Here is a 19,747-nt window from a genome sequence, read left to right as displayed (position 1 = left end):
GATCGTGGACCTGCGGCCCGAGCGTCGCAGGACCGGATCGGCGGGTCGGGCCTCAGCCGGCGTCCTCGTCGGGCACCCGGCAGGCGCGCTCGAGCACCAGCGCAGCAACGAGGCCGAGCACGCAGGCTCCGGCCGCGACGAACGAGCGCCACATCCGCTCCTCGGCCAGTGCGGCCGGGTCACCGATCCAGCTCAGCCCGTAGCCGGCGTACCCCGCCCCCACGAAGGCGGTCACCAGTGCGCACGCGCGCGCGAGGACGAACCGGTTCACGGCCTGGTGGGTCTCCAGCCGGCGTCGCTCCACCTGCACCGTGCGGTGCGTCGCGTACGCCGTCACTCCCAGCAGCGCGGCCAGCAGCAGCAACCCGAGGGGTTGGGCCCACGCCACCATCGGTGCCACCATGCCGAACCGGTCGGCGAGGACGTGCAGTCCCCATCCGCCGACCAGGCCGGCAGCCGCCCAGCCGGCGATGACGACCGGCGGCAGCGGGTGGAGCGTTCCCTCGGGCTCGGGGCCGGGGTCCTCCTCGGGAGGCTCCGGCTGGTCCCTCACCCGAGCTCGAGCTCCAAGTCGTCGCGGCGGGTGATGCCGTCGGTGCCGATCTTGTCCAGCAGGTCGGCGACCGCGCCCCGGTCGATCAAGTAGGCGTCGGGCTCGAGGTCCAGCCACGGCTGGAGCACGAAGGCCCGCTCCTGGGCCTGCGGGTGCGGCAGGCGGAGCTCCTCGGTCTCGCTGCGGCGGTCACCGATGGTGATCAGGTCGATGTCGAGGGTGCGCGGGGCGTTGACGCCGTGGCTGCGGTCGCGGTCGTAGGCGTCCTCGATGGCGAGCGCCCGGTCGAGCAGTCGGTGGGCCGACAGCGTGGTGTCGGCGAGCAGGATGGCGTTGAGGTAGTCCCCGGCACCGGCGGGCGAGTCGACCGGGGTCGACTCGTAGACGGGTGAGACGCCGGTCAGCCAGACGTCCGGGGTGTCCGAGAGCGAGTCCACGGCGCCCTGCAGGTTGCCCAGGCGGTCGCCGAGGTTGGATCCCAGGGCAACGACGATCCGGCGGATCGGCCGCATCTCACCGGTCAGAGTGTCTGCGTCGATGATGTTCGGGTTGGGGGTCTCAGTCATGGGGGCCCTCTCCCTCTCCAGGTCCTCGTCGGTGCCGTGTGATGGTCAGTGCCACGTCCGTGAACGGCTCCTCGATCGGAGCTTCTGGCTTGTGCAGCGTCACTCGCGCCCATTCAACACGAGTCTTGGTGAGGCACACACCGGCGACCCTCTCTGCGACCGTCTCGATGAGATCCACCGGATCCCGAGTCACCGCTGACACGACCTCGGCGACGAGGGTTCCGTAGTCGACGGTGTCGCGCAAGTCGCCCGAGGCGGCTGCCGGACCGGTGTCGAAGCCCAGCACGAGGTCGATCACGAACCGCTGCCCGTCGCGGCGCTCGTGGTCGAACACGCCGTGGTGGGCGAAGCACTCGATGCCGGTCACCGCCAGCTCGTCGGTCACGCCCGTCACGACGGCCCCACCAGCCCCTCGGTCACCGCGATCGCGTCGCGGGCGGCACGGACGTCGTGCACCCGCACCCCCCACACGCCGTGGCGTGCGAGGAGGGCCAGCAGGGCCACGTGGGCGTGCTCGCGGTCGTCGACGGGGCGGGGCGTGCCGTCGGGTCCGGCGAGCAGCTCGCCGAGGAACCGCTTGCGGCTGGCCCCGACCAGGAGCGGGTACCCGAGGTCGTCCACGGCGGCGAGGTCGCGCAGCAGCTCCCAGTTCTGCTCCGGCGTCTTGGCGAAGCCGACCCCCGGATCGAGGACGAGCTGCGCGGGCGCGATGCCGGCCTCCCTGGCCGCGGCCACCCGGTCGGCGAGCTCGCGAGCGACGACGGTGGCCACCGGACCGTCGTAGAAGGTGAAGTCCTGCATCCGGTCGCTGTGGGCGCGCCAGTGCATCGCCACGTAGGTCACGCCGGTGTCAGCGGCGACGTCGAGGATCTCCGGGTCGGCCAGCCCGCCGGAGACGTCGTTGACGATGGTGGCGCCGGCGCGGACGGCCGCGGAGGCGACCTCCGCGCGCATGGTGTCGATCGAGACCGCCGCTCCGGCGCGGGCGAGCTCCTCGATGACCGGGACGACGCGGTCCAGTTCCTCGCGTGCCAACGGTCGGGTCGCCCCCGGCCGGGTCGACTCGCCGCCGATGTCGAGCACGTCGGCTCCCTGGGCCAGCAGCGCGTGGCCGTGCGCCACGGCCGCCTCGGGGTCCAGGTAGCGACCACCGTCGGAGAAGGAGTCGGGGGTGACGTTGACGACCCCCATCACCAGCGGACGTCCCATGCTCACCCCGCGCGGTGGATGAGCGCCATGGCCTCGGCGCGCGTCGCGGCGTTGTGCATGCCACCGCGGACGGCGGAGGTGATGGTGCGGGCACCGGCCTTGCGGACCCCGCGCATCGTCATGCACAGGTGCTCGGCCTCGACCACCACGATCACGCCGCGCGCGTCGAGGATGCGCATCAGCGCGTCGGCGACCTGGGTGGTGAGGCGCTCCTGGACCTGGGGCCGCTTGGCGTAGACGTCGACCAGGCGGGCGAGCTTGGACAGCCCGGTGATCTTGCCGCTCTCGGCCGGGATGTAGCCCACGTGGGCCACGCCGGTGAACGGCACCAGGTGGTGCTCACACATCGACCACAGTTCGATGTCGCGCACCAGCACCATCTCGTCGTGGCCGATGTCGAAGGTGGTCGTCAGGACCTCCTCCGGCGTCTGCCGCAGCCCCGAGGTCAGCTCGCGGTAGGCACGGGCGACCCGCGCCGGCGTGTCCCGCAGTCCCTCACGGTCGGGATCCTCCCCCATCGCGGCGAGCAGCTCGCGGACCGCGGCGGCCGCACGCTCCTCGTCGAACTCGGGCACGTCCTCCGGGGCCCGGTCGGGGACGGAGATCGGGTCCGCCACGTCAGCCTCCCGGCGGCGGGGGCGGTGGCGGCGCCATGCCCGGCGGGCTGCCGGGACGCTCGCCCGACTCCACCGACGGGCTCTCCGGCTCCCCGGTCGGGGTGTCGGGGTGGGCGTCGGGGCGCCCGACCGCGGCCGCGCTCTCCTTCACCCGGTCGCGGATCTCCTGCGGGATCTCCACCGGCGGGATGCTGGAGGGGGTGCGGGTGTCCGACCCCGTCCACGCGGGCCGCTCGGGACGGCGGCGCAGCGGCTCGAAGATCGCGGCGACCTCGGCCTTGTCCAGCGTCTCGCGGTCCAGCAGCGCCAGCACCAGCGAGTCGAGGACGTCGCGGTTCTCCTCCAGGATGTCGAATGCCTCCTGGTGGGCGGTCGCCAGCAGCTTCTTGGTCTCCTGGTCGATCGCGGCCGCGATGTCCTCGGAGTAGTTGCGGCCGTGGCCGATGTCGCGGCCGACGAAGGGCTCGGAGTTGTCCTCACCGAACTTCATCGCACCCAGGCGCTCTGTCATGCCGTACTGCGTCACCATCGCGCGGGCCAGGCCGGTGGCCTTCTCGATGTCGTTGCCCGCACCCGTGGTCGGGTCGTGGAAGATCAGCTCCTCCGCGGCACGGCCGCCGAGCATGTAGGCCAGCTTGTCCAGCATCTCCGAGCGGTGCTGGGAGTACTTGTCCTCGTCGGGCAGCACCATGGTGTAGCCCAGTGCCCGACCCCGCGGCAGGATCGTCACCTTGTGCACCGGGTCGGTGCCGGGCAGCGCCGCGGCGACGAGCGCGTGGCCGCCCTCGTGGTAGGCGGTGATGAGCTGCTCCTTCTCGCTCATCAAGCGGGTACGCCGCTGCGGGCCCGCGATCACCCGGTCGATCGCCTCGTCCAGGGCGTCGGAGGTGATGAGCTTCTGGCCGTTGCGCGCCGACAGCAGGGCGGCCTCGTTGAGCACGTTGGCCAGGTCCGCGCCGCTGAAGCCCGGCGTACGCCGCGCCACCGACATCAGGTCGGTGCCCTCGGCGAGCGGCTTGCCCCGCGCGTGGACCTCGAGGATGCGCTTGCGCCCGGCCAGGTCGGGCGCGTCGACCTGGATCTGGCGATCGAAGCGGCCCGGCCGCAGCAGGGCCGGGTCGAGCACGTCGGGACGGTTGGTGGCCGCGATCAGGATGACCCCGCCGCGCACGTCGAAGCCGTCCATCTCCACCAACAGCTGGTTGAGGGTCTGCTCGCGCTCGTCGTGGCCGCCGCCCATGCCGGCGCCGCGGTGGCGACCGACGGCGTCGATCTCGTCGATGAACACGATCGCGGGGGCGTTCTCCTTGGCCTGCTCGAACAGGTCGCGCACGCGGGAGGCACCGACACCGACGAACATCTCCACGAAGTCCGAACCGGAGATCGAGTAGAACGGCACGCCCGCCTCACCGGCGACCGCCCGCGCCAGCAGGGTCTTGCCGGTGCCGGGCTGGCCGTAGAGCAGCACGCCCTTGGGGATCTTGGCGCCGACGGCCTGGAACTTCGCCGGCTCGGAGAGGAACTCCTTGATCTCGCCGAGCTCCTCGATCGCCTCGTCACACCCGGCGACGTCGCCGAAGGTGGTTTTGGGCATGTCCTTGGTGATCATCTTCGCCTTGGACTTGCCGAACTGCATGACGCCGCCGCCACCCTGGGCACGGTTCATCAGCCAGATGAAGAGCAGGATGATCAGCGCGAACGGCAGCAGCGTGAGCAGGAACGAGCTGAAGATGCCCGGCTGCGGGTTGTCGGAGTCGGACTCCTCGATCTCCCCGGCGGCGATCTGCTCGTCGACCGAGGCGAGCAGCGCCTCCTGCTGGCCGTCGATGTAGTGGGCCTTGACCTCGGAGCCCTCGTCACGAACGCCGTCGTCGAGCGTGGTCTCGATGACCTGGTCCTGGTCGATGAAGGTGATCTCGTCGACGTCACCGTCGGCGATGTACTCCGCCATCTGCGAGGTGGTGATCTCCTGGTGGCTGTCGCCACCCGCGATGAACTCGAGGGCCAGCAGGACGGCGACCACCGAGACGACGATCCAGAGCCACGGGCCCCTGAACAAGCGCTTCACAGACTCTTCCGCTCCTACCGGGTTCCTCGTCGGTCAACGGACCCGGGCCGACCTCGATCCCGGAGTCGGACTCCGGGGCTTGACTGATTGGACGACGCTACACGCCGCCCGGGACGGCCATTGTCGCAGGCGGCGACAAGATCGGTGCATCGTGCTCGTGCGGTGGCACCGCCCACGGCCACGTGGCGGACCCCGGTGGGCCCGACCGGCGACACCTCAGGAGTAGACGTGGGGCGCCAGGGTGCCGATGTCGCGCAGGTTGCGGTAGTTCTCGCGGTAGTCCAGGCCGTAGCCGACCACGAACTCCTCGCCGATGTCCCAGCCGACGTAGCGCGCCTGCACCGGCATCTGCTGGGCCTCGGGCTTGCGCAGCAGCGTGCAGATCTCCACGCTCGCCGGGTTGCGCGAGTTCAGGTTCGAGGTCAGCCAGCTCAGCGTGAGGCCGGTGTCGATGACCTCGTCCACGATCAGCACGTGGCGCCCGGAGATGTCGGTGTCGAGGTCCTTGAGGATCCGCACCACACCGGAGGACTTGGTGCCGGAGCCGTAGGACGACACCGCCATCCAGTCCATCTCGACGTGCCGGCCGAGCGCCCGGGCGAGGTCGGCCATCACCATGACCGCGCCGCGCAGCACGCCGACGATGAGCAGGTCCTTGCCGTCGTAGTCACGCTCGATGTCGGCGGCGAGCTCACCGAGGCGATCGTGGATCTGCTTCTCGGTGAAGAGCACCTCGACCAGGTCGTCGTCGACGTGGGCTGCGTCCATGGCGATCAGGATGGCACATCGGTGCGTGTGAGGCGGATCGCGCCTCCGTCGCGACGGGCCGAGAGGTGGCCCGGGAGCTGCACCTCGCCCCGGACCTCCCCCGTCGCCAGGTCCCACAGGGCGCGCACGTGCACGTGGGACAGCTCGCCGTCGATCGCGCCGGCGTCGACGGCGGCCAGCCGGAGCACGCGGGTCGCGACGGCGCGTGGCTGCTCGAGGAGCTCGGCCACGGCGAGCCCGACAGCGGGGTCTCGACAGGCTCGACCACCGGCGCCGGCCGCTGCGGTCGGGCCCGCCGGGACCTGCAGGCGGTCGTACGCCGCCCGGGCCAGCGCGTCGAGCGCCTCGGCGTCCTCGCGCACCAGGCCGGCCGTGCGTGCGAGCGCGTCGGCGACGCCGGGGCCGAGCTGCGCCTCCAGCGCCGGCAGCAGGTGGCGGCGTACGCGCACCCGGGCGAAGGCGGGGTCGTCGTTGTGCGGGTCGTGCCAGGTCTCGAGACCGGCGGCGGCGCAGGCGGCGAGGGTGTCGACGCGCGGGACGTCGAGCAACGGACGCCGCACCCGCCCGCGCTGGGCTGCCATGCCCGCGACGGCCCGCGGCCCGGAGCCACGCGCGAGGCCGAGCAGGACGGTCTCGGCCTGGTCGTCGCGGGTGTGCCCCACCAGCACGCAGGCGGCGCCGAGGTCGTCGGCGAGGCGGTCGAGGGCCGCGTAGCGGGCGCGCCGGGCAGCGCCCTCGGGGCCGTCACCGACCGCTGCCACCGTCACCGGCACGGCGTACGCCTCGGCGCACCCGAGCGCGAGCAACTGCTCGCGGACCTGCTCGGCGCGCGCGGCCGAGCCGTCCTGCAGGCCGTGGTCGACGGTCACCCCGACGACGCGGAGACCTGCCCGGCGCCCCTCGTGGACAGCCGCGGCGGCCAGGGCGGTCGAGTCCGGCCCGCCGGAGCAGGCCACGAGGACGGTCTGGCCCGGCGGCAGGTCCGCCACGCTGCGGCGTACGCCGTGCCGGCAGGCGGCGACGGCCGGCGGGAGTGCCACGGCGGTCCGGTCAGAGGACCCGACGGATCCACGCGTCGGGGTCGGCGAGGTCGTCCTTGGTGGGCAGGTTCTCGGGGCCGTCCCACACGGCGTTGAACTGCTCCATGCCGACCCGGTCGACGACGGCGCGGACGAACTTGGCGCCGTCGCGGTACTGCGCCATCTTGGCGTCCAGGCCGAGGAGGCGGCGCAGCAGCCGGTCGAGGGTGCCGACACCCTGGCGGCGCTTGGTGAACTTCTTGCGGATCTCGGCGACGCTGGGGATGACCTGCGGGCCCACGTCATCCATCACCACGTCGGCGTGGCCCTCCAGCAGCGACATCATGCCGGTGACCCGGTCGAGAATCTCGCGCTGTGCGGGCGTGGAGAACATCTCCACCACGCTGGCTCCGCTGCGCCCGGCCTTGACGGCGTCGGCGATGCGCTCCAGCCCGCCGTCGAGGAACCCGGCCGGCTCGATGGTCTCGCTGATGGCGGCGATCTCGCCGAACAGGTGCTCGCGCATCCAGGGCACGGCGGTGAACTGCACCCGGTGGGTCTCCTCGTGCAGGCAGACCCACAGCCGGAAGTCGTGGGGGTCGACGTCGAGCTGCCGCTCGACGTGGACGACGTTGGGCGCCACGAGCAGGAGCCGTCCGGCCGGCTCGTGGAAGGGGTCGAACTGGCCCAGCACCTTGCCGGCGAGGAAGCCCAGCAGGCCGCCGACCTCCGCACCGGTCACCTTGGAGCCGACCGCCGTGGTGAGACCGCCACCGTCGGACCGGTCGCCGGAGTCGCGGACCTTCTCGATCAGGGGGCCGGAGGCGATCTCGAGCGCCTCGGCGTTGGCCTGGATCCAGCCGGGGCGGTCCACCACCAGGATCGGGGCGGTGCCCTCGGTGGCGTCCAGGCCGGTGAAGTCACGGACGTAGCCGGTGGACCTGTTCGCGTCCTCACGCAGCTCGGCAACGACGGCGGCGGCCTCGGCGCGGGAGACCTCCGGGCCGTCTCCGGCGAGGCGCGCGGCCAGGCCCTTGGCGAACTGCCAGTCCACCATCGCGGGCGCTGCGGGCGAGGCTGCGTGAGTCATGCGGGAAGCCTACGCAACGGGCCCCCGCGCCGGAGCAGCCTCAGGCGGCGCACGCTCCGCCGGTCGGGTACGGGCCGTGGGCGGCGGGCACCAGCGTGGCCAGCCACGCCAGCGGGGAGAGACCGGAGTCGGCCTGCTCGCCGGCGCGCAGGAAGGCGGCGACGTAGGTGTCGCAGGTGACCCGGTCGGCCGCCTCCTGCTCGTGACGGCAGCGCACCAGCCGGTAGATCGCGTCCACGGTGGAGTCGAAGAACGCCATGAACGCCGCCTCGTCCCCGGACGCCGCCTGCACCAACAGCCCGGCGTCGCGCCGTCGAGCGGCACGCACGCTGCGCGCCGTACGCCGCTTCGGCGACCGGCGGAGCAGGGCCTCCCGCCGTTGGTCCTGACCCAGCTGCGTGATGCTCATGACACCCTCCCGACCCGACGACACTGAACCTCAACAAGACTTTCCACAGCCTGTGTAGATTATTGTGGAGATCATGACGGACCGACGCTCCCCCGCGCAACCCCTCGAGGCCGAACTGTCCATCGGCGAACTCGCCCGACGGACAGGGCTCCAGCCTGCGCAGCTACGGATGTGGGAGGCCCGGCACGGGTTCCCCGTGCCGCGGCGCCTGGACAGCGGCCACCGCCGCTACCGCGCCTCGGACGCCGCGATCATCCACGCCGTGCTGCGGCGCAGGGCGACCGGTGTCCGCCTCGAGGTCGCCATCGCCGAGGCCGCGGCGAGCCGGCCGCCGCAGAGTCCGTCGGTGTTCGCCGAGCTCCGCTCCCGCCACCCCGGCCTCGCGGTGCACACGCTGCGCAAGACGACGCTGATCGCGATGTCGCACGCCATCGAGGACGAGTGCTTCGCCGCCGCCGACCGGCCGCTGCTCTTCGGCGCGTTCCAGCACGCCGACTTCTACGCCCCCTCCGCCGGCCGTTGGTCCGAGCTCAACCGTGCCGCGCGGGCGACGGTGGTGTTCGCCGACGACTGGCCGGACACCGAGGCGGCCGGCGGGCCGGAGCGGATCACGCTCGCCCCGGACGCGCCGATGCGCCGGGAGTGGGCGGTCGTGTGCGATGCCCACGACAGCACCGCCTGCCTCTCCGCCTGGGAGCTGCCCGGCCAGGGCGACGTGCCGGACCGCCACCGTGAGTTCGAGGCGGTGTGGACCGTCGACCCGACCGCCGTCCGCGATGCGGCCGCCGTCGCCGCCCACACCGCGGCCGGCACCGGCAACGCCCGAGCGGCGCAGCTGGTCGAGGAGCTGGCGGCCAAGCCCACGGCAAGGGAGACCTCACCGGAGGCCGTCACGCGCCTCTTCAACCGCGTCGTCTCCTACGTCGACCGGCTCACCGCTCCCTGACCCGTCCCGCTCGCGAGCTCGTCAACCGCACCGACACCCACCCAGCGCCGCGGCGGCCGCGTCCTGTGCCTGCCGCGCGGCGAGGTCCTCGTCCTCGGGGATGCGATCGGCCATCAGCACGAAGGCCATCACGCGCCCGTCGCGGTCCTGCACGATGCCGGCCAGCGAGGACACCCCGGTGAGCGTGCCGGTCTTGGCACGGACCCGGCCGAGCCCCACCGGCGGCGCCTCGGACAGCCGGTCGCGCAACGACCCCGTGAAGCCGGCCACCGGCAGGCTGGTCAGCACCTGCCGCAGCTCGGGACGGGCCGGGTCGGCGAGCCACCGGATCACATCGATGAGCAGGGCGGGCGTGACCCGGCTGTCGCGGGAGAGACCGCTGCCGTCGTGGAGCACGCTGTCGCCCATGCGGATGCCGGCATTGGCCAGGGTGCGGCGTACGCCGCGTTCGCCGGCGGCGAAGGAGCCCTCCCCCTCCGCGGCGAGCCCGATGTGGCGCAGCAGCACCTCGGCGGCCGCGTTGTCGCTCACCTCCAGCAGCCGGTGGACGATGTCCGACAGCGGCGCGCTGCGCAGCGCGACCAGGTCCTGGGCGTCGGCACCGGCGGTGGCCGACCCGACCAGCCGGACGTCGATGCCCCGCTCGCGCAGCTGCTCGGCGAGGAACTGCGTCGCCGCGGCAGGCGGGTCGGACTCGCGTCCGGACCCGTTGCGCACGGCGCCCTGGTCCATCCACAGCGCACTGATCGGGGCGATCACGCCGTCCTCGAGGTAGCCCCCGACCTCCAGCCGCGGGTCCTCCCGCCACGTCGGGTGGCCACCGGGACCGGCGAACAGGCTCGCGTCGTGGGCGAGCCGGATGCGCGTGACGCCACGCTCGACCAGCTCGGCCGCCGTACGTCGCGCCAGCTTGGCCACGCTCTGCCGGCCGAAGTCGAAGGTCGCCGACCGGTCCGGGCGGTAGCGGGCGGCGGACAGGTACGGGTCGCCGCCACCGACGAGGACGACGCGCGGCGCCCCGCCACCCGGCTCGAGCACGGTGCGGGTGGTGAAGCGGTGGTCCCCGCCGAGCAGGCGGAGGGCGACCGCGGAGGTGACCACCTTCGTCGTGGACGCCGGGACCGCCCGCGCTCCGCCGCGGACACGCTCGTGGCCGGGCAGGTCGCCACGCAGGGGCGCGACGGCGGCCAGGGCGTGCGGCCCGACGTCGGGGTCGGCGAAGTAGTCGTCGAGGATCTCGTCGACGACATCGACGTCGACCGTGCCGCGCGCGATCGCGGGACGCCCCACCGACCGCGGCGTGGTCACGTCCGGCACCTCGACCGCCGGCGGCGGCTCCACCTCGGCCGGCGTCGCGGCCGGATCCTCTCCCCGCCAGCGCTCCCACCACTGCTCGGCGTAGCCCAACTGCCAGGCGACGGCGCCCGCCGCGACGAGGACGACGCACAGGAACCCGGCGATCCAGCGGAGGGGACGACGGGAGGAGGTCGTGCCACGGCCCATCGGTCTCACCCCCACCCCTCGACTGCGCGTTCTGGAACCTTGTGCGCGAGGATAGGCCCACACCCGAGAGGAAGGCCCCCCGCGGGCCACGTATTGCGGAGGCTGACGTGCTGGAGTTCGACGTACTGGTGGAGATCCCCAAGGGGAGCCGGAACAAGTACGAGGTCGACCACGAGTCCGGGCGCATGCGCCTGGACCGGTTCCTGTTCACCTCCACGATGTACCCCGCCGACTACGGCTACATCGAGAACACCCTCGGTCAGGACGGCGACCCGCTCGACGCGATGGTCCTGCTGCAGGAGCCGACCTTCCCGGGCTGCCTCATCGAGTGCCGTGCCATCGGCATGTTCCGCATGACCGACGAGGCCGGCGGCGACGACAAGGTGCTGTGCGTCCCCTCGGGCGACCCGCGCATGGAGCACCTGCGCGACATCGCCCACGTGGCGAAGTTCGACCGCCTCGAGATCCAGCACTTCTTCGAGGTCTACAAGGACCTCGAGCCCGGCAAGTCCGTCGAGGGTGCGGACTGGGTCGGCCACAACGAGGCCGAGGAGGAGATCCAGGCCTCCATCGAGCGCTTCAAGGCCAACGGCGGCCACTGACCCCGTAACGCCGGTCGCGCCGACGGGGCCGACCGGTCAGATGCCGCGGACACCGCGGAAGTAGGCGATCGCGCCGCTGCGCTCCAGGGTCACGTCCCGCATCCCCGCCTCGGTCAGCCAGTCGACGACCTCACTCCCGGTGCAGCCGGGACCGAGGACGCCGATCAGGCGCCCACCGATGCGCACGTGCTCGTGCCACGGACCCGTGTCGTTGAGCAGCGCGCTGCCCGCGAGCACTCCTCCCGGGGCCAGAACCCGCGCCATCTCGTGGATCGCGGCCCGTGGCTCGGGGAAGCAGTGCAGCCCGGTGAGGGTCAGCACGCGGTCGAAGGCGGCGTCCCCGAACGGCAACGTCGCCACGTCGGCCACCGTGGTCGTGACCTGGTCGGCCACGCCGCGGCGTACGGCGGCACGGCGGGTCCGCGCCAGCATCGCCGGAGCGATGTCGGCGGCGACGTAGTCGATCCCCTGCCCGGGCCGGACGCCACGCAGTCCGACCCCACCGCCACAGGGGACGTCGAGGACACGGCTGCCCGCCGGCAGACGACCGATCTCTGCAGTGGCGGCGTACAGCTTGCGCAGGTCACTGTGGATGCCGACCCGCCAGAGGAGTCCCCCGAGGCGCGGGTGCTCCACGGTCCAGTCGTAGACCGACGCCCACGCGGGGTCCTCGTCCCAGCCACCGATCCCCGGCAGGCGGGTGAGCGGGTTCAGCGGGCCGCGGCCCGGCAGCATCAGACCTCCCGGAGCAGGGCGTCGGCGCGCAGCATCTCGCGGGGGATGTCGAACGCGCGGACGAAGTCCAGCGCGTGCGGCCGGATGCGGCGGCACAGGTCGTCGACCTCGCGGGTGATCGCCTTCGAGCGGGTGCTGGAGAGGCGCCCGTGCTCGATGAACCAGGCGCGGTCGGCCTCGATCGAGGACAGCGCGTGCAGGTCGCACAGCAGGTTCAGGCCCACCTTGAGGTCACCCTCGGGCAGGGCGGCGGTCTTCTCGATGAAGGCCTCCATCACCATCCGCTCCACGTGGGCGCGGGCCGCGGCGATGACGTGCGGCTGCACCCGGGAGAAGACCTCGCCCGGGTTCATGCCGGCGTCGATCCCGCGCTTGAGCCGACGAGCGGCGCTGCCGATGAGGTGCTCCTCGCGGAACACGAACATCGCCATGTGGTACTCCGGGTCCAGCAGTCCGGCCGCCTGGTCCCAGTCGTCACCGTCGCCGAACGCGTCCTTGATGCGCTCCAGCAGCTGGTGCACCCGCGTCTTCTCCAGGACGGTGTCGACGGCGAGCCCCGCCACGAAACGCACCATGCCGACCTGGTCCAGGTCCTCGAAATCGCTGGAGTAGTCCGAGAGCAGCGCCTTGGCGACGAGCTGGAGCAGCACGTGGTTGTCGCCCTCGAAGGTGGCGAAGACGTCGGTGTCGGCCTTGAGCGCGGCGAACCGGTTGACCGAGAGGTAGCCGGCACCACCGCACGCCTCACGGCACTCCTGGATGGTGCGCGTCGCGTGCCAGGTCGCCAGTGCCTTCGTCCCTGCCGCGCGGGACTCCAGCTGTCGGCGCTCGCTCTCCTCCGAGGTCAGGCCGGAGAAGACCTCGTGCAGTCGCGAGGTCAGGACCTCCTGCCCGAAGTGCAGCGCATAGGTGCGCGCCAGCAGCGGGAAGAGGCGGCGCTGGTGCAGCCCGTAGTCGAGCAGCAACTCTTCCTCGTCGTCGGTGGTCGCCTCGAACTGACGACGCTGCAGGGCGTACTCGGTCGCGATCGTCAACGCCACCTTCGACGCACTCACGCCGGCCGCGCCGACCGACACCCGGCCCTGCACGAGGGTGCCGAGCGTGGTGAAGAAGCGCTTGTTGTCGCTCTCGATCTCGCTGGTGTAGCGACCGTCCTCGGTGACGTCGGCGAACTGGTTGAGCAGCGCCGTACGCCGGACGCGGACGCGGTCGAACCAGAGGCGGCCGTTGTCGACGCCGTTGAGCCCCATCTTGATGCCGTCGTCCTCGATCCGGACACCGGGCAGCGCCTCCCCGGCGTCGTCGCGGATCGGCACCACGAGGGCATGGACACCGTGGGACTCCCCGGCGACGTGCAGCTGGGCGAACACCACGGCGTACTGGCCGTGGCGGGCGGCGTTGCCGATGTAGTCCTTGCCCGACTGCTCATCAGGGGTGTGGATCTCGAACTCGTCGGTCTCGGGCACGTAGGTGGCCGTGGTGCCCAGCGCCTGCACGTTGCTGCCGTGACCGGTCTCGGTCATGGCGAAGCAGCCCAGCAGCTCGCCCTTGATCAACGGCTCGAGGTAACGCTCGTGGTGGCGCTCGGTCCCCAGCTGCAGGATCGCGCCACCGAACAGCCCGAACTGCACGCCGACCTTCACCCACACCGACAGGTCGCCGTAGGCGAGGGTCTCGAACGCCGCGATGGAGGCGCCGATGTCGCCGCCCCCGCCGTACTCCTCGGGGAAGCCGAGCGCGACGTGTCCGGTGTCCGCCAGCTCGCGCACCACCTCCAGCACCCGCTCGCGGAACTCGCCGTGCGGCAGGGTCTCGGCATCCTCCAGGACCGAGGCGTACTCCGGGAGCACCTTGCGCACCCGCTGGCGCACGTCGGCGTACTCGCCGTCGAGCAGCTCGGTCAGCGCGGGGACGTCGATGCCGATGTCGGGGACGGTGGTCTCGTCGGTCGCGGGCTCGGTGGTGGCCATGCCCTCGACACTAGTCGCGCCGCCAGCGGCGTGGGAGCCGATGTGAGGTGGGACTCAGCACGCGAGGAACGAGGCTGGCCATCACCGCACCCACCTGCCGCAGTCCGGGCGAGGAGACCGGCGCGGTCAGCCGACGTCCACCGGCTGCAGTGGGTGGATCGCCACCTCGCCGGCGAGCAGCGGCTCGGCCGCGGCGAATGCGGCGGCGAGGTGGGGCGAGGCCATGTGCTCGTCCAGCGCCGCTTGGTCCCGGTAGCGCTCGACCATGACGAAGGTGCTGGGCGCCGAGGCGGACTCGTAGAGGTCGTAGGACACGACGCCCGGCTCCTGACGGGTGGCGACGATGAGGCTCTCGAGCGCGGAGCGAGCCTCCTCGACGGCCTCGGGCTTGATGGGGATGGTGGCCACGACATGGATCTCGCTCATGGATCTGGTCCTCTCGGGTCGGGAGTCCACCGTAGGACCGACGACGGAACGGCGCAGCCCTTTGTCGTCACGGTTGGCCGCAGGCGGCCCGGGCACCGCGGGCTGCCTCTCGACCGGCACTCGGCGCTCAGTCGATCGGCACCTTGGAGGTGGTCGTCGTCGGGTGGGAGTGGAAGCCCTTGTCGAACTTCTGGCCGCTGGCGATCCCGCCGAGGTAGAAGGCGATGACCGCGATCGCGATGCCGGCGACGTCGTCGGCGACGTAGTGCCAGCCGAAGTAGATCGTGGCGATGACGGTGAGTCCGAAGTTCACCCAGAACACCCAGTGCAGCACCTTGGAGCGGATCGTGTACTGCACCATCAGCGCCCACAGCAGGGTGATCGCGACGTGCAGGCTGGCGAACCCGGCCACGGAGTTGAGCAGGCCCTCGACGGAGTTGTCGTAGAGGAACTGCTCGCGTGAGGCCTTGATCCCCTCCATCAGGTCGGTGGTGGGGGTGTGGGCCAGACCGGCGTACTCCGAGGGGTACTCGATGCCCGGGCCGAGCGTGGGCAGCAGGTAGTAGGACAGCGTGCCCAGGGACCAGCCGACCACCTGCGAGGTCACGAACCAGTAGCCGAAGGAGATGTTGCGGGACCAGACGACCCACACCGTGACCAGGACCACGACCAGCGGCAGGTAGGTGAGATAGATCTGCGAGAGGACGTGCGCGGAGATCGTGGTGCCGAAGATGGCGTGCATGACGTCGGACGGGTCGTTGCCGAAGAACAGCACCCGGTCCATGATGTGCAGCTCGCGGTCATACGACAGCGGCTTGACCTCGCCCGGGGCGCGGGACGGGTCGGGACGCACGAACGGCAGGTTCGACTTGAGGTTCCGGTAGCTGACGTAGGTGATGTAGAAGCACACGATGCCCAGCACCACCAGGGTCATCCGTTCCCGGGTCCAGTGGCTGGCGAACCGCGCCCGTGCCATCGGCTGGATCTGGGAGAACTTGCCGCGCGACTGCCACAGCGACCGCGCCACGAGATCGGCCAGCAGCGCCGCGAGCAGGATCGTCAGGGCACGGAAGACGACGTCGACCAGCAGCACGAGGCTCAACAGCACTGTGTTGGTCGGCAGCGCGCCGAACAGCTCCAGCAACCAGGTCAGCGACGGACCGAGCAGCTTGCCCTCCGGCTCGACCAGTGGTCGCTCGTAGACGGTCGAGACCAGGAACGCCATGCCGAACATGCACACGGCGGAGCCGATGAGCAGGCTGTAGGCGCGGCGGTACACGGGCCGATTCTAGGCAGGGCCGTGGGCGTCGTCCGCTTCGGCGGGTGGCAGGACGGCGATCCGGTCCCGGTGCACGGCGACTCCGACGCGGTCCCCCACCGAGGGCAGCCAGGTCGGGGCGCCGGTCGCGTCGAGCTCGCCGACGCCGTCCCACCGGACCGTGAGGTGGAGCTCGTCCGGCGTGGGGTGGACCGCGGTGACGACGGCGGTGACCTCGCTGTCGGCCGTGGGGTGGGCGCGGATCGCGGAGCGGCGTACGGCGACGGGGGTCTCGACAGGCTCGACCAACGGAGACGGCTCGACCAACGGGGACGGCTCGACCGACGGAGGTCCCTCGACCGACGATGGCGTCGAGCGCGACTCCCGTTGGTCGAGCCCGTCGAGACCTGCCAGCAGGGTCCGGGCGGCCTCGCCGTCGAGGACGCGGCTGTAGCCGAGGAAGAGCGCGGTCTCGGCGTCGGCGGGGGCCTGCCAGACCTCCTCGACCGTGCCCTGCTGCACGACACGGCCCTCCCGCATGACCGCGACCCGGTCGGCGAGTGCGTAGGCCTCGGCCTGGTCGTGGGTGACCAGCAGCGCCGTGGTGTCGGCGAGGATGCGGCGCAGGTCGGTGGCCAACCGCGCGCGCAGCGCCGCGTCGAGCGCCGTGAGCGGCTCGTCGAGCAGCAGCAACCGCGGCGATGCCGCGAGCGACCGGGCGAGCGCGACCCGCTGCCGCTCACCGCCGGACAGGGTCCGCGGCAGGCGATCGCCCTGGCCGGCGAGCCCGACCAGGTCCAGCAGCTCCGTCACCCGCGGCCGCGCCGCGGACCGCGAGTGGCCGCGTCGCCGCAGTGCGTACTCGACGTTGCCGGCCACGTCGAGGTGGTCGAAGAGCTGCCCGTCCTGGAACATCAGCACGAAACCCCGCCGGTGCGCCGGTACGCCGGCCTGGTCCTCACCGTCCCACCGCACCAGTCCGTCCGCGAGCGGCTCGAGGCCTGCGACCGCCCGCAGCAGGGTCGACTTCCCGCATCCCGACGGGCCGAGCACCGCGAGCACCTCGCCGTCGCCCACCTCGAGGTCGACCCCCGACACGGCCGGGACGCCGTCGTAGCGCACCTCGGCGCGTTCGACTCGCAACATCAGAAGGTTCCCAACGCCGGCACGCGGAGTCGCTCCACGAGCAGGATGACGGCCGCCGTCGTGGCGGCCAGCAGCACCGAGGCTGCCATGGCCGTGCCGTAGTTCAGCGCCCCGGGGTTGCCGATCAGCCGGAAGATCACCACCGGCAGCGTCGGCACCTCCGGGCGCACGATGAACGACGTCGCCCCGAACTCGCCCAGGGACACCGCGAACGCGAACCCGGCCGCCGCCAGCAGCGGCCGCCACAGCGCGGGCACGTCGACCGTCAGCAGGGTCCGCCACGCCCCGGCACCGAGCGAGGCGGCCGCCTGCCGCTGGCGGTCGTCGATGCCGGCCAGCACCGGCACGAGCGTGCGCACCACCAGCGGCAGCGCGACGAGCGCCTGGGCGATCGGCACCAGCAGCGCACTGGAGCGCAGGTCCAGCGGTGGCTGGTCGAGGGTGATCAGGAACCCGAAGCCCAGGGTGACCGCGGAGACGCCCAGCGGCAGCATGAAGAGCCCGTCGAGCACGCCGCGGACACGGCGCTCCCCCAGCGACCGGGACCGTCGCGTCACCACCACCGCCACGAGCACCCCGAGCGTGAGCGACATCCACGTCGCATCGGCCGCGATCCGCAGCGAGTTCCCCAGCGCCTCGGTCACCGGCACCCGCAGCAGGGAGCCGACCCCGGCATCGCTGCCGGGGCTGCCCAGCGCGCGGTAGTGGACCAGCGTCCAGCCCCCGTCGCGGCGCAGCGACGCGGTGACGAGGCCGATCAGCGGCGCGGCGACCAGGGCGAGCACGGCACCCGTGGCGGCCAGCGCGGGAAGGTCCCCCGCCGTCGGGCGGGACGGGCGGGCCAAGGCGCGGCGTACGGTCGGGTCGGGCACGCGGCGCAGGCGTCCCGCGACCGCGAGCAGCACGGCCACGGCCAGCAGCTGCACGATCGAGAGCGCCGCCGCGGCGGGCAGGTCCAGCAGGTCGGTGGTCAACAGGTAGATCTCGGTCTCGACCGAGGCGTAGCGCGAGCCGCCGAGCACCAGCACCACCCCGAACGCCGTGGCGCAGAAGAGGAACACCACGCTCGCGGCCGAGACGATCGCCGGCCGCAGCGCCGGCAGCGTCACCGACCAGAAGACCTGGCGGGGCGAGGCGCCGAGGCTCGCCGCGGCCTCGGCGGGTCGGCGGTCGAGGCCCTCCCACGCGGCGCCGACGGTGCGCACGATGACCGCGACGTTGAAGAACACCAGGCCGAAGACGATCGCCGCCGGCGTGCCGTCGAGCCCCAGGAACCCGAGCGGCCCCGACTCGGTGAGCAGCTGCCGCACCGCCACGCCGACGACGACCGTCGGCAGCACGAACGGCACCAGCATGAGTGCCCGCAACAGCCCGCGCAGCGGGAACCGCAGCCGATACAGCGCGTACGCCGCGGGCAGGCCCAGGACGACCGCGCTCAGCGTGGCGGCGGTGCTGGTCCACAGCGTGAACCAGACGACGCGCCGCGTCCGCGGCCGGGTCAGCACCTCCCAGACCGCCCCGGGGTCGAAGGCGCCGTCGGGGAAGAAGCCGCGCTGCAGCATGCCCGCAACCGGCAGGGCGAAGAAGACCCCCAGCACCGCGACCGGCACGGCCGCGAGCAGCAGCAGGGCAGCGATGCGCCTCACGGCGTGACCGATGCCGTGGTCCCGGGACTCGTCGCCGGCGCTCCTCGCACCTCGACCGCCACGCTCATCGCGTGGTGATGTCGGTCCATTCCTGCTGCCACTGGCTGCGGTTGGCCGCGATCTCCTCCGGCGGGAGGCTCAGCTCCGGCGACGCCGGCGGCGCGAACTCCGCCCACTCCTCGGGGAGCGCGGCGTCCTCGGCGACCGGGTAGACGTACATGTTCGGCGGCAGCGCCTCCTGGACCTGCTGGCTCAGCATCCAGTCGATGACCGCCTGCGCGCCCTCGGGGTTCTCGGCCCCGGCCAGGACGCCGGCGTACTCGACCTGGCCGAAGCAGGTCGAGGCCAGGTCGGCGGTGCTGGTCTCACCGTCGGCGACGGTGAAGGCCGGCGAGGAGTCATAGGACAGCACGATCGGCCGGTTGCCACCGGAGTAGGTGAAGTCGACGGTGTAGGCGTCCTCCCAGCCGCGGACGATCTTGGCGCCGTTGGCGAGCAGGTCCTGCCAGTACTGCTGCCAGTCCTCGCCGTACTCGGCGATCGTGGCCAGCAGGAACGCCATGCCCGGCGTGCTGGAGGTGGCGCCGGGGGTGACGAAGAGCGACTCGTAGGCGGGCTCGGTGAGGTCGTCGAGCGTCTCGGGGGGCGGCCGGTCGCGCTGCTCGAACCAGGCGGTGTCGACGTTGACGCAGACGTTGCCGGTGTCGATCGGGGCGAGCGCACCCTCCTCGTCGCCGGGCAGGGTGTGCTGCTCGGCGCCGGCCGGCAGCTCGGCGTCGTACGGCGCGAACACGTCAGCGTCCAGCGCCCGGGACGCGAAGGTGTTGTCGACGCCGAAGGCCACGTCACCCAACGGCTCGGAGTCGGTGAGGACGAGCTTGTTGGTCAGCTCGCCGCCGTCGCCGGCCGGGGTGTGCACCAGCTCGTAGCCGGTGTCCTCCTCGAAGGCGGCGACCAGCTCCTCGGGCAGGTTGAAGGAGTCGTGGGTGACCAGGACGACCTCGCCACCGCCGGACTCACCGGAGGCCGACCCCTCCTCGGTACTCAGCGAGCACCCGGTCGCGACCAGCGACAGGGCACCGAGGGCGACGAGGCCGCGGGTTGCGGGACGGATGAACATGAGGACTCCCTTCGCCGGTGCTAACCGGAGCAGGTTCATAGGGTCTGGGCGCCGGGCCCACTCTCAGCACGAGGTGTGCTCCCCTGTCGGACACGC

The 19,747-nt window shown here is 72.2% G+C and carries 20 protein-coding genes and 1 riboswitch; of the genes, 2 read left to right on the top strand and 18 right to left on the bottom strand.

Annotation, left to right across the window (positions count from 1 at the left end):
- Positions 1 to 52 precede the first annotated feature (52 nt).
- The 10 genes from KUV85_RS15575 to KUV85_RS15530 all read right to left on the bottom strand — a co-directional run bounded on the left by KUV85_RS15575 (position 53) and on the right by KUV85_RS15530 (position 8,299).
- Complete coding sequence (locus tag KUV85_RS15575) at positions 53 to 553, bottom strand: DUF3180 domain-containing protein (RefSeq protein WP_219960800.1); 501 nt, start codon at positions 551 to 553, stop codon at positions 53 to 55.
- Positions 550 to 1,119, bottom strand: a complete 570-nt coding sequence (gene folK, locus KUV85_RS15570; RefSeq protein WP_219960799.1) for a 2-amino-4-hydroxy-6-hydroxymethyldihydropteridine diphosphokinase — start codon at positions 1,117 to 1,119, stop codon at positions 550 to 552. Before folK ends, KUV85_RS15575 begins: the two co-directional genes overlap by 4 nt.
- A complete protein-coding gene (folB, locus tag KUV85_RS15565; protein ID WP_219960798.1) occupies positions 1,112 to 1,504 on the bottom strand; it encodes a dihydroneopterin aldolase in 393 nt (130 codons plus the stop codon). Before folB ends, folK begins: the two co-directional genes overlap by 8 nt.
- A 5-nt stretch (positions 1,505 to 1,509) precedes the next feature.
- Positions 1,510 to 2,328 (bottom strand): dihydropteroate synthase, encoded by an 819-nt coding sequence (gene folP, locus KUV85_RS15560; RefSeq protein ID WP_219960797.1) that lies wholly within the window; start codon positions 2,326 to 2,328, stop codon positions 1,510 to 1,512.
- Between the two features lie 2 nt (positions 2,329 to 2,330).
- Entirely contained in the window at positions 2,331 to 2,846 is a 516-nt protein-coding gene (gene folE, locus KUV85_RS15555) for a GTP cyclohydrolase I FolE (RefSeq protein WP_237690304.1), read from the bottom strand.
- Positions 2,847 to 2,946: 100 nt separating this feature from the next.
- Entirely contained in the window at positions 2,947 to 5,013 is a 2,067-nt protein-coding gene (ftsH, locus tag KUV85_RS15550; protein ID WP_237690157.1) for an ATP-dependent zinc metalloprotease FtsH, read from the bottom strand.
- 216 nt (positions 5,014 to 5,229) lie between these two features.
- Positions 5,230 to 5,781: a hypoxanthine phosphoribosyltransferase gene (gene hpt, locus KUV85_RS15545; protein WP_219960796.1), complete on the bottom strand. Its 552-nt coding sequence runs from the start codon at positions 5,779 to 5,781 to the stop codon at positions 5,230 to 5,232.
- A gap of 5 nt (positions 5,782 to 5,786) precedes the next feature.
- Entirely contained in the window at positions 5,787 to 6,821 is a 1,035-nt protein-coding gene (gene tilS, locus KUV85_RS15540) for a tRNA lysidine(34) synthetase TilS (RefSeq protein WP_219960795.1), read from the bottom strand.
- Positions 6,822 to 6,831: 10 nt separating this feature from the next.
- Entirely contained in the window at positions 6,832 to 7,890 is a 1,059-nt protein-coding gene (locus tag KUV85_RS15535) for a zinc-dependent metalloprotease (RefSeq protein ID WP_219960794.1), read from the bottom strand.
- Positions 7,891 to 7,930: 40 nt separating this feature from the next.
- Positions 7,931 to 8,299, bottom strand: coding sequence for a hypothetical protein (locus tag KUV85_RS15530; RefSeq protein WP_219960793.1), 369 nt, complete (start codon positions 8,297 to 8,299; stop codon positions 7,931 to 7,933).
- Between the two features lie 73 nt (positions 8,300 to 8,372).
- On the opposite strand from KUV85_RS15530, the gene KUV85_RS15525 reads away from it, so the two are divergent.
- Complete coding sequence (locus KUV85_RS15525; protein ID WP_219960792.1) at positions 8,373 to 9,245, top strand: DICT sensory domain-containing protein; 873 nt, start codon at positions 8,373 to 8,375, stop codon at positions 9,243 to 9,245.
- Between the two features lie 21 nt (positions 9,246 to 9,266).
- Here the strand turns inward: KUV85_RS15525 and dacB are convergent, their stop codons facing one another.
- A complete protein-coding gene (gene dacB / locus KUV85_RS15520; RefSeq protein WP_219960791.1) occupies positions 9,267 to 10,748 on the bottom strand; it encodes a D-alanyl-D-alanine carboxypeptidase/D-alanyl-D-alanine endopeptidase in 1,482 nt (493 codons plus the stop codon).
- 110 nt (positions 10,749 to 10,858) lie between these two features.
- Here dacB and KUV85_RS15515 point away from each other — a divergent pair, with 110 nt between their 5' ends.
- Complete coding sequence (locus KUV85_RS15515) at positions 10,859 to 11,350, top strand: inorganic diphosphatase (protein ID WP_219962930.1); 492 nt, start codon at positions 10,859 to 10,861, stop codon at positions 11,348 to 11,350.
- 36 nt (positions 11,351 to 11,386) lie between these two features.
- Here the strand turns inward: KUV85_RS15515 and KUV85_RS15510 are convergent, their stop codons facing one another.
- From KUV85_RS15510 to KUV85_RS15480, 7 genes are all read right to left on the bottom strand, one after another.
- Entirely contained in the window at positions 11,387 to 12,085 is a 699-nt protein-coding gene (locus KUV85_RS15510) for a class I SAM-dependent methyltransferase (protein WP_219960790.1), read from the bottom strand.
- Positions 12,085 to 14,055 (bottom strand): acyl-CoA dehydrogenase, encoded by a 1,971-nt coding sequence (locus tag KUV85_RS15505; protein ID WP_219960789.1) that lies wholly within the window; start codon positions 14,053 to 14,055, stop codon positions 12,085 to 12,087. The genes KUV85_RS15510 and KUV85_RS15505 overlap by 1 nt, the downstream gene beginning before the upstream one ends.
- A 126-nt stretch (positions 14,056 to 14,181) precedes the next feature.
- Positions 14,182 to 14,481, bottom strand: coding sequence for a putative quinol monooxygenase (locus KUV85_RS15500; RefSeq protein WP_219960788.1), 300 nt, complete (start codon positions 14,479 to 14,481; stop codon positions 14,182 to 14,184).
- 127 nt (positions 14,482 to 14,608) lie between these two features.
- Positions 14,609 to 15,760, bottom strand: coding sequence for a phosphatase PAP2 family protein (locus KUV85_RS15495; protein ID WP_219960787.1), 1,152 nt, complete (start codon positions 15,758 to 15,760; stop codon positions 14,609 to 14,611).
- 9 nt (positions 15,761 to 15,769) lie between these two features.
- Positions 15,770 to 16,885: an ABC transporter ATP-binding protein gene (locus KUV85_RS15490; protein ID WP_219960786.1), complete on the bottom strand. Its 1,116-nt coding sequence runs from the start codon at positions 16,883 to 16,885 to the stop codon at positions 15,770 to 15,772.
- Positions 16,885 to 18,531, bottom strand: a complete 1,647-nt coding sequence (locus KUV85_RS15485) for an ABC transporter permease (protein ID WP_219960785.1) — start codon at positions 18,529 to 18,531, stop codon at positions 16,885 to 16,887. The genes KUV85_RS15490 and KUV85_RS15485 overlap by 1 nt, the downstream gene beginning before the upstream one ends.
- 64 nt (positions 18,532 to 18,595) lie before the next feature.
- Positions 18,596 to 19,651: a thiamine ABC transporter substrate-binding protein gene (locus tag KUV85_RS15480; RefSeq protein WP_219960784.1), complete on the bottom strand. Its 1,056-nt coding sequence runs from the start codon at positions 19,649 to 19,651 to the stop codon at positions 18,596 to 18,598.
- A riboswitch (TPP riboswitch) is annotated at positions 19,641 to 19,746 on the bottom strand. Its footprint overlaps the gene before it by 11 nt.
- Between the last annotated feature and the right edge of the window lies 1 nt (position 19,747).

The organism is Nocardioides panacisoli (assembly GCF_019448235.1).
Taxonomy (GTDB): Bacteria; Actinomycetota; Actinomycetes; order Propionibacteriales; family Nocardioidaceae; genus Nocardioides; species Nocardioides panacisoli_A.
The sequence above is the reverse complement of the archived record's forward strand: the minus strand, read 5'-3'. Positions and strand labels throughout refer to the sequence as shown.

Bases quoted from the DNA above. Each gene is read 5' to 3' on its own strand.
- folK (WP_219960799.1), bottom strand. From the start codon at position 1,119: ATGACTGAGACCCCCAACCCGAACATCATCGACGCAGACACTCTGACC.
- folP (WP_219960797.1), bottom strand. From the start codon at position 2,328: ATGGGACGTCCGCTGGTGATGGGGGTCGTCAACGTCACCCCCGACTCC.
- folE (WP_237690304.1), bottom strand. From the start codon at position 2,846: ATGGGGGAGGATCCCGACCGTGAGGGACTGCGGGACACGCCGGCGCGG.
- hpt (WP_219960796.1), bottom strand. From the start codon at position 5,781: ATGGACGCAGCCCACGTCGACGACGACCTGGTCGAGGTGCTCTTCACC.
- KUV85_RS15535 (WP_219960794.1), bottom strand. From the start codon at position 7,890: ATGACTCACGCAGCCTCGCCCGCAGCGCCCGCGATGGTGGACTGGCAG.
- KUV85_RS15530 (WP_219960793.1), bottom strand. From the start codon at position 8,299: ATGAGCATCACGCAGCTGGGTCAGGACCAACGGCGGGAGGCCCTGCTC.
- KUV85_RS15525 (WP_219960792.1), top strand. From the start codon at position 8,373: ATGACGGACCGACGCTCCCCCGCGCAACCCCTCGAGGCCGAACTGTCC.
- dacB (WP_219960791.1), bottom strand. From the start codon at position 10,748: ATGGGCCGTGGCACGACCTCCTCCCGTCGTCCCCTCCGCTGGATCGCC.
- KUV85_RS15510 (WP_219960790.1), bottom strand. From the start codon at position 12,085: ATGCTGCCGGGCCGCGGCCCGCTGAACCCGCTCACCCGCCTGCCGGGG.
- KUV85_RS15505 (WP_219960789.1), bottom strand. From the start codon at position 14,055: ATGGCCACCACCGAGCCCGCGACCGACGAGACCACCGTCCCCGACATC.
- KUV85_RS15500 (WP_219960788.1), bottom strand. From the start codon at position 14,481: ATGAGCGAGATCCATGTCGTGGCCACCATCCCCATCAAGCCCGAGGCC.
- KUV85_RS15490 (WP_219960786.1), bottom strand. From the start codon at position 16,885: ATGTTGCGAGTCGAACGCGCCGAGGTGCGCTACGACGGCGTCCCGGCC.
- KUV85_RS15480 (WP_219960784.1), bottom strand. From the start codon at position 19,651: ATGTTCATCCGTCCCGCAACCCGCGGCCTCGTCGCCCTCGGTGCCCTG.